General features: G+C 31.4%; 7 protein-coding genes and 2 tRNA genes. 7 read left to right on the top strand and 2 right to left on the bottom strand.

The genetic code is table 11. From position 1 onward, the window contains the following. The first annotated feature begins 304 nt into the window (after positions 1–304). The 3 genes from P8V03_RS18480 (at position 305) to P8V03_RS18470 (ending at position 2534) form a co-directional block, all read left to right on the top strand. Positions 305–619, top strand: coding sequence for a DUF2325 domain-containing protein (locus P8V03_RS18480; protein WP_261673571.1), 315 nt, complete (start codon positions 305–307; stop codon positions 617–619). Between the two features lie 121 nt (positions 620–740). Further along, positions 741–1925 carry an alanine racemase gene (alr, locus tag P8V03_RS18475; protein ID WP_318799294.1) on the top strand — a complete coding sequence of 395 codons (1185 nt, stop codon included), beginning with the start codon at positions 741–743 and terminating at the stop codon, positions 1923–1925. A 162-nt stretch (positions 1926–2087) separates the two neighbouring features. Further along, positions 2088–2534, top strand: coding sequence for a staygreen family protein (locus P8V03_RS18470; RefSeq protein ID WP_318799293.1), 447 nt, complete (start codon positions 2088–2090; stop codon positions 2532–2534). Positions 2535–2668: 134 nt separating this feature from the next. On the opposite strand, the gene P8V03_RS18465 is transcribed toward P8V03_RS18470, so the two are convergent. After that, complete coding sequence (locus P8V03_RS18465) at positions 2669–5320, bottom strand: cation-translocating P-type ATPase (RefSeq protein ID WP_318799292.1); 2652 nt, start codon at positions 5318–5320, stop codon at positions 2669–2671. A gap of 326 nt (positions 5321–5646) precedes the next feature. Beyond that, entirely contained in the window at positions 5647–6462 is an 816-nt protein-coding gene (locus P8V03_RS18460) for a lecithin retinol acyltransferase family protein (RefSeq protein ID WP_318799291.1), read from the bottom strand. Positions 6463–6753: 291 nt separating this feature from the next. Between P8V03_RS18460 and P8V03_RS18455 the strand changes: the two genes are divergently transcribed. From P8V03_RS18455 to P8V03_RS18440, 4 genes are all read left to right on the top strand, one after another. After that, the gene (locus P8V03_RS18455; RefSeq protein ID WP_261673576.1) at positions 6754–7449 is read left to right on the top strand and encodes a cyclic nucleotide-binding domain-containing protein; all 696 of its coding nucleotides are present in this window, start codon (positions 6754–6756) and stop codon (positions 7447–7449) included. Between the two features lie 41 nt (positions 7450–7490). Next, a complete protein-coding gene (locus P8V03_RS18450; protein WP_261673577.1) occupies positions 7491–7922 on the top strand; it encodes a DMT family transporter in 432 nt (143 codons plus the stop codon). A 204-nt stretch (positions 7923–8126) separates the two neighbouring features. Then, a tRNA-Leu gene (locus tag P8V03_RS18445) sits at positions 8127–8215 on the top strand. Positions 8216–8220: 5 nt separating this feature from the next. Beyond that, a tRNA-Met gene (locus P8V03_RS18440) sits at positions 8221–8296 on the top strand. The last annotated feature ends 205 nt before the right edge of the window (positions 8297–8501 follow it).

Raw genomic sequence — 8501 nt, 5'->3', positions numbered from 1 at the left:
TCTTTATAGTATATTACTAAAGAAGGTATCATCTGAGAGAGTGTGATATTGCATTTGAGGAAATTTTAGTATAGGCTATTGCAAATTATTAAATATGTATTATAATAAAATTAAGTGATATTGATATTCATTTTCAATAAGTACATATAAGAGATAAGTTATAAAATTAAAAAATGTAAAGGAAGGATATTATAACGTTAATCATCTTTTATAATTTACCTAGTAATAAAGGATGAGAGAAAAAGCCTACCTTTAGTATTTTAAGTATATAAAAAGCAAACTTTTATAAATAGGGGGAGAATTTATGAGTATATTGCTTGTAGGAGCGGATAGGCTTGGTAACATAACAGATAAATTAAGAGAAAGTGGTTTCAGTAGTATTGAGCATATAAGTGGCAGGAAGAGTAATGATAAAAAGATAAAAATACCAGAGAAGACAGACTTAATATTGGTATTAGTTGACTATGTAGGACATGGTCTGACAGAGTTTATTAAGAGAGAATCAAAGCGAACGGGAATAAAAATTGCATTCTCAAAACGATCATGGACACATATGGAAAAGACTATACAAGGATATATTGAACAAGTATCAGAAGTTAAAAAAGGTAGATATAATTAACATAATTTGGAAAATGTTTTCAAGAGTATAAATTAATCCACTTAGAAATACACTATGGTATATACTATAAGTTCATAGCACACTGTTGAGCTTAAATGACAAAACAAGGAGTGGGCTTAAAATGAGAAGAAAAGTAACTTATAATCTTGCAAATTCTATTACCATAGGTGAAGATCAGACTGAGAAATATCCTATACCAGAAGTTAATGAAATAGATATTAATTTAAGTCAGCTTCAGCGTAATTTTAGTATTATACGGAATTTGATAAAGCCAGACATAAAAATTATGGCAGTACTAAAAGGAGATGCTTATGGACATGGCATGGTGCCTATAGCCTATGAACTAGAGCATTGTAAATGTGATACTTTTGGTGTTGTTAGGCTAATTGAAGCTTTTTCCTTAAGAAAAGCAGGTATTAAGATTCCAATTATATTGCTTGCGCCAATTATTCCATTGCAGGCTTCTTGGATTACTATAAATGATATTACTCCAATGGTAGACAACGAGGAAATTGTAGAGGCGTTAGACGAAAGCGCATCTGAGTGTAACAAAATAGTTAATATACATGTTAAAATAAATACTGGTTTAAATAGATACGGAATTGAGCCTAAAGAGGCTGTTAATTTTATTAAAAAAATTTATGATAAGTACCCAAATGTAAAAGTAGAGGGAATATATACTCATTTTCAAAATGCTGAATTTGATGAAAACTTTACTATTAAACAGATTGAATGTTTCAACGAAGTTCTTAATAGACTAGAAAAAGAAAATTTAAGACCTAAGATAGCACATGCAGCAGGTTCAGCTGGCATACTAATGTATCCTCAGTCACACTACGATATGGTTCGCTGCGGAATAATTTTATATGGTTTAGAACATAAGGAAGGTGAAAAGGATCTTCCTGATGGGGTAAAACCATTAGTTACACTTAAGGGACGGATTTTAAAGATTAAAACTATTAAAGCTGGTGAAACTGGAGGCTATGGAGATAGGTTTATAGCAAAAAAGGATACTAAGGTTGCTATTATTGGGCTTGGTTATGGTGATGGTATTAGTCGTGGTTGGAAAGAGGTATTAATAGCTGATCAACGAGTTCCTGTAGTTAACTACTTCATGGACGGCATAATGGTAGATATATCTAATTTGAAGGGAAAAATTAAAGAATTTGATGAAGCTGTAATTATAGGAAGTCAAGGTGCTGAAAACATAAGCTGGGAAGAAGCTAGCAAGTATGTAAGTTCCTATGCAGATGAACAGATACAACGTATTACTGAAAGAGTTCCAAAGCACTATTTTTATGAATAAGGTCGAATAATATATTGATGATAGCTAACAAAGCAGGAAAAAATCAATGTTCCAACCTAAAAAAGTGATATTTATTAGTATTGATTATATTTTCATATCAAAATACTTTAAGTCATCATATACTAAATCAGTATAGTAATTTAAATAGAAGGTGCAACCCTTTTGAAAAGGCTAAATCCAGAAAAACTCCATGTGCAATACCTACCAAACATAACTCCCACAAAACCAACTATCCCAAGAAAATATACCCTAACTCACTCTGATATAACTGCAGAACTATTCCTAACCATTGGGCAGCGATATGCCTACGAAAAAATTAATCCTATGAGAGATGAAGTTCTAGGAGAGTGGATTAAAATAAACAACAAATATTTTTTCAATGTATATCTCCATGTAGGTGGGAAATTGGGAACTGTTAATACAGCAATACGAAACAGAATTTTTAGAAGAGAATTACCGTTAGCCCTTGAATCTATTAGATATGGAGATAGAAAATTATTTGAAACTCACCCAGAGTTAGATAAGGCCCCTATAATTGTTTATTTTAACTCTACTATTCCATACTTTAACAGAGTTGAAATATGGGGGACATTTTCAGACTACAGGTAATCCAACAATACTTAAAGAGGGCCTTACAGTTGACAAAGCTGTAAGGCCCTCTTTAAGAGTTAAATTTACTTTTTTACATATATACTGCATGTCTTGTCTCTAAACTACTTTTAATAAAGTGAAAATTAACTTTCCTAAACTGCATTTTCACTAACTATTGTATTATTAGTTCTGCTTACTCTTTTAAACTTACTACGACCAGCTTTATAAGCTTGGATCACTAAAGTTGGTACAAAAGCTAAGCCATATATAGTTCCTAGCTGATTTAAAGTAAGACTGCTAACTTCAAATATACCTCTTAGTGGTTCAAAGAAAAGTACTGAGTTCAAGAATACTAGTCCTAAACCAAAAGCTATCCATGCATACCTGTTTGAAAATACTCCAATCTTAAACAATGATTCCTTAGATCTGCAGTTAAATCCGTGGAACAATCTAGCAAGAGATAAAGTTGCAAAGGCCATTGTACTTGCAAGCATATGATCACCAGTTTTTAAACCTATATGGAAGGCAGACATTGTAGCCGCAGCAATTATTAAACCTTCAACAAGTATTGAATTTCCGAATTCTTTTGTCAATATAGGTGAATTTATATCCCTAGGCCTTTCATTCATCACAGATTTTTTATGAGGTTCTAACCCTAATGCAATAGCTGGGAGACTATCTGTAAGAAGATTTATAAATAGTAGGTGAACTGGAGCAAATGGTATAGGTAGTGCTGCAAGTGAAGTATATAACACGGAAAGTATACCAGCGGTATTTCCAGAGAGTAAAAACTTTATAGAGTTCTTAATATTATTGTATATATTTCTACCATTAGACACGGACTTTACTATAGTAGCAAAATTGTCATCTGTTAACACCATTGAAGCAGCATCCTTAGCTACCTCTGTACCGGTAATACCCATAGCTATACCGATATCTGCCTGTTTAAGTGCCGGTGCATCATTTACACCATCACCAGTCATAGCAACTACATTTCCTCTTTCTTGCCAAGCTCTCACTATTCTTATTTTGTGTTCAGGAGATACCCTAGCATAAACAGAGACTTTGCTTACCATTTCTTTAAGTTCTTCATCACTTAATTTATCTAGTTCATGTCCTTCCACAGCTTGATCGCCATCTCTTAATATACCTATTTGTTTAGCAATAGCAGAGGCAGTAATTTTGTGATCACCAGTTATCATTACCGGTCTAATGCCAGATTGGATACAATCAGAAACTGCCTTAGCAGACTCTTCTCTTGGTGGGTCCATCATTGAGATTAGACCAAGAAATATTAAATCATTCTCATCTTCTAAACCTATAACTTTATTTTCATCTATTTCTTTGTAGACAAAGGCCAATACTCTAAGACCATTTTGAGAGAATTCCTTGTTAATTTTCTCGATTTTTACCTTATCATCCGAGGTTAAGTCTCTTACACCTTCAGAAGTTCTTATTTTTATAGTTCTATTTAGTAATACGTCTAAGGCACCCTTTGTTAACATTAAGTTTTTTCCATCAATATTATTTACAGTACTCATAAGCTTTCTATCAGAGTCAAAAGGTAGTTCACCAAGTCTTGGGTAGCTTTCTCTAACCTCTATTTCATTTAAATTATAAAGCTTACCTAAGTTTGTTAGTGCAATTTCTGTAGGGTCACCAATTTCCTTTTCACCGGAGGAAATTGCATCACTGCATAATAAGCTCATTAATAATAAATCTTTTTCTAAAGCTTTATCCGTATTTAAATCAGTGGAATTAAATATCTTTCCATATACATAAGCATTTTTAACAGTCATTTTGTTTTGTGTTAAGGTACCAGTTTTATCAGAACATATTACAGAAACACTGCCTAAACTTTCTACAGCCTGAAGCTTTCTTATAACCGCATTTTCACCAGCCATTTTCTGAGTTCCGAGGGCAAGCACTATAGTTACAATTGAGCTTAAAGCCTCCGGTATTGCTGCAACAGCTAAAGCTACTGCAAACATAAAGGAATCAATTACTGCATAACCTCTATACATATTTAAAGCAAAAATGATAGCAGATATAACAAGTATTACAGCAGCAAGTTTTTTTCCAAACTGATCTAAGCTAATTTGAAGAGGAGTCTTTTTCTCCTTAGTGCTTTCTAATAAGGAAGCTACCTTTCCAAGTTCAGTATTCATCCCTATTTCTGTTACCACCATAACTGCTCTACCGTAAGTTACAAGACTGCCGGAAAAAACCATATTTTTTCTATCACCAATTGCTACGTTATCTCCATCTATGACATCAGTTGTCTTTAATACGCTTTCTGATTCACCAGTAAGAGAGCTTTCGTTAACCTGAATGCTGTAGTTTTCAATAATTCTTCCATCAGCACTTATAAAATCGCCAGCTTCTAAGTACAAAATGTCTCCTATAACTACCTCACGAGACGGGATTTCTATCTTTTCACCATTTCGGAGTACTCTTGCTATAGGTGCAGAAAGAGCCTTAAGACTATTTAAAGATTTTTCAGCTTTAATATGCTGTACAGTACCTAAAATTGCATTAAGAATTATAACAGCAAATATAACTAATGCACTTTCACTATTTCCTAGAAACATAGAAATAACTGCAGCGGCTATTAGTATTATAACAAGAAGGTCTTTAAACTGTTCAAAGAAAATTTGAACTGCAGATTTTTTCGCACCTTCTTGAAGTTCATTAAATCCATTTTTCTCCCTTCTTTTTTTTACTTCAGAGTCATTTAGTCCATCAGAAGATACATTTAATATATTCATAACTTCTTTAGCGGATTCTCTGTAAAAGTTCGTCATAATTACCACTCCTTTAATCAAAATAAAAAGACTTTTAATATAACCCGAATAGAGGATTATATTAAAAGTCTTGTAACCAAACAACTTGGTATGTAATGCCAGATTAGCTAGGCTAATCGTAATGTTGACAGTACATTTATAACTACTCCCTTTTAATAAAAGATATAGCATTAAGTATTTCGTTTAACATTATAATACAGTATATTTAACCATATGTCAATAGTTATTTTAAATAAACTTTACCAGGATCTTGAGTTTAAATAAGAAAGTTAATTATTAATCTTAAGCGCTATTAATGAAGAAACTCTTCAGGTTTTGTATTATATTTAATACTGAAGATGAACTCCCATGGAAATAAGCAGTCGCAGTTGACTTACCTGTTGATCAGATAGGGTATCTATTTGATAAGATTTACTATCTCCAGTTTTAGACCAAAATACAAAGTGTTCACAGTTATTTTGCAGAAGATCATAACTATTTTCACCAAGTCTACTCTTGGCTCTTTTAATTACTTCTTCAGCGGTAAATTTAGATGAATTATTTAAATCTAAAACAAAGTATTTACCAGATTTAAAGTAGGTATCCATATCAGTTTCTTGTATTTTTGAATCTTCCACTTTACCGGTAGTACTTATATAGTGAATTACCTTATTGTTACCAAGATAAATTCCATAATGATTATATTTGTAGCCCATAAATTCATCTGTTACACCAATTATATCGCCATACTCTACTTTTTTGTTAATCTTTGTAGGAGGTTGGTTTTTGTTATCTAACACTATAAAGGGTATATACTTTTTATCCTTTAGCTTATAATTGTCAAAGTGGATTTCTGGGGAAACAGTTATAGAATACTTTTTGCCCGGGATATATCCTCCAATGGGAGGGTTAACCAAAATACTCTTTTTATCTGTACTTAAAAATACATAAGCATCTGCTGGAGTTTTTTCAGCATCTTCAACTACAATACTTTTTATCGTACTGTCGTCAAAAATTATGGGATTTTGAAAATCTATTTTAAACTGCATATTTTGTGATACTTCTATAGGCTTAGTAAAACTAAAATAATGTTTATATAGAAAGTAAAAAGTTAATAGAATAATTGGTAATAATATAGTTAACAGAAGTTTTTTATTTCTCATAGAATCACCACATACCTTTATTTATCTGTAGATTATTATAAAAACACTATAATAGTTTATCACAATTTGTATTTTCAAAACAATATTGTAGGTAGCATAAAAATAATTTGATACTACTGGGAACTTAATGTGTTCTTTTATATACAATGGTAAAACTAAATTAGTAAAAAGGACATTTGTCCTTTTTTATTTTTATGCTCTGTTTTATACTAGATATGCATAGGAGAGGTTTGTAACTCTGTTAGTTCGGTAATATAAATTATAACTATTAATTTATAAGTGAGGTAACTTATGAAAAAAATCTTTGATATAAATAGACTAAATCAATATATAGAAGAGTTTGAATTAAATTCTATATTTGAAAAGGATATGATTGAGCATATGGAGCTTTTTTGTTTTAGTAAGGGAGATATGATATGTACTAAAGATAACTATGTAAACTATGTTTACTTTTTAGTTGAAGGAAAAATAAAAGTATATACGTTACATGATAACGGCAAATCAATTCTACTCAGATTTAGTAACCCTTTGAGTATACTAGGTGATGTAGAATTGTTAAGTGATTATAAGGGGTTGTGCAATGTAGAATCAGTTACTGAAACTTTTTTAATAGGTATAGAAATTGTGAAACTGAAAAAATATGCTTACAATGATACTAAATTCCTTAGATTTGTAATAAAAAACTTAAGTTATAAACTATATAATACCTCTAACGCAACATCAATAAATCTTTTATATCCATTAGAAAGTAGATTTGCAAGTTACCTTTTATCAATAAGCGGAGAAGGCAGCAGTTCTAGTGGAGATGATATTAGAACAAGCAAGCTTACTGAAATAGCAAATTTGCTTGGAACTAGCTATAGACATCTTAACAGAATTATAAATGAATTTGTTAATAAAGATATTATTATCAGAAAGAGAGGTACAATTATTATTAAAGATTTTCATAAGCTAAAAGAATTGTCTAGCGGAAATATTTATGAATAGTAATGATTAAAATATTTAATATGAATGATGGGGGGATCAAAATGATAGGAATTTTATTTTCTATTCTTGCAGGTATTTTTATAAGTTTGCAGGGGGTTTTTAATACACGAGTAAGTGATAAAATTGGTTTTTTAGAAACAACTACGGTGGTCCATGGCGTTGGATTTATATTTGCATTAATTATTACATTGATATATGGTAGTGGAAGTTTTAGTAAGATAGGGGAAATTAATAAGATTTATCTTCTAGGTGGAGTTTTTGGAGTTATTATTGTTTTTAGTGTTGCAAAAGGAATTTCAATACTAGGAGCTAGTTTTTCCATAGCAATAATGCTTGTTATTCAACTTATAATTGCGACTACAATCGATACATTTGGATTATTCGGTAGTCCACAAATTAAATTTGAATATACTAAATTAGTAGGATTATTTTTTATGATAATTGGAATAATCATATTTAAGTTAAAAGGATAGACTTATATGCTTTGGTTATTATCTAAAAGCGATGGGTTACTTATGACAACAGCGTCTAGTGTGTCAGTATATGATATATGAAGAAATTATTTAAAAAACATAGTATAAATTAGGTGAAGTAGGTTAAAGCTATGATTGTTTAATATATATAGTGATTATAGATGATAAGATATTACTTGTCGCTTGATGAGTGACAAACACAAAGCTGAAGTGGCGGAACTGGCAGACGCACAGGACTTAAAATCCTGCGGGCCTTAAAACCCGTACCGGTTCGATTCCGGTCTTCAGCACCAAATATCGCGGGATGGAGCAGTTGGTAGCTCGTCGGGCTCATAACCCGAAGGTCGTAGGTTCGAGTCCTACTCCCGCAACCAAAAAAGGTTGTCAACAAACTTAATAATACTGTGAATTACTTGGTATAAATTGGCGGTTGACGAACTAAGGTTAAGATGATAAGCTATATAAACAGTCGAGTTGAATCGACATGATCCTTGAAAATTAAACAGAGTAAGGTAAGTAAAACTTATCTATAATATATAAACCAGCAATTCTTTAATGAATCTTCTCAATAAATTGAGT

Origin of the sequence: Clostridium tanneri (assembly GCF_033659955.1) — a bacterium.
GTDB classification, from domain to species: domain Bacteria; phylum Bacillota; class Clostridia; order Clostridiales; family Clostridiaceae; genus Clostridium_AM; species Clostridium_AM tanneri.
This window is presented reverse-complemented; position numbering and strand designations above follow the sequence as displayed.

Excerpts from the sequence above, each read along its gene's own strand:
- P8V03_RS18450 (WP_261673577.1), top strand. The coding sequence starts at position 7,491 with ATGATAGGAATTTTATTTTCTATTCTTGCAGGTATTTTTATAAGTTTG.
- P8V03_RS18480 (WP_261673571.1), top strand. The coding sequence starts at position 305 with ATGAGTATATTGCTTGTAGGAGCGGATAGGCTTGGTAACATAACAGAT.
- P8V03_RS18465 (WP_318799292.1), bottom strand. The coding sequence starts at position 5,320 with ATGACGAACTTTTACAGAGAATCCGCTAAAGAAGTTATGAATATATTA.
- P8V03_RS18460 (WP_318799291.1), bottom strand. The coding sequence starts at position 6,462 with ATGAGAAATAAAAAACTTCTGTTAACTATATTATTACCAATTATTCTA.
- alr (WP_318799294.1), top strand. The coding sequence starts at position 741 with ATGAGAAGAAAAGTAACTTATAATCTTGCAAATTCTATTACCATAGGT.
- P8V03_RS18455 (WP_261673576.1), top strand. The coding sequence starts at position 6,754 with ATGAAAAAAATCTTTGATATAAATAGACTAAATCAATATATAGAAGAG.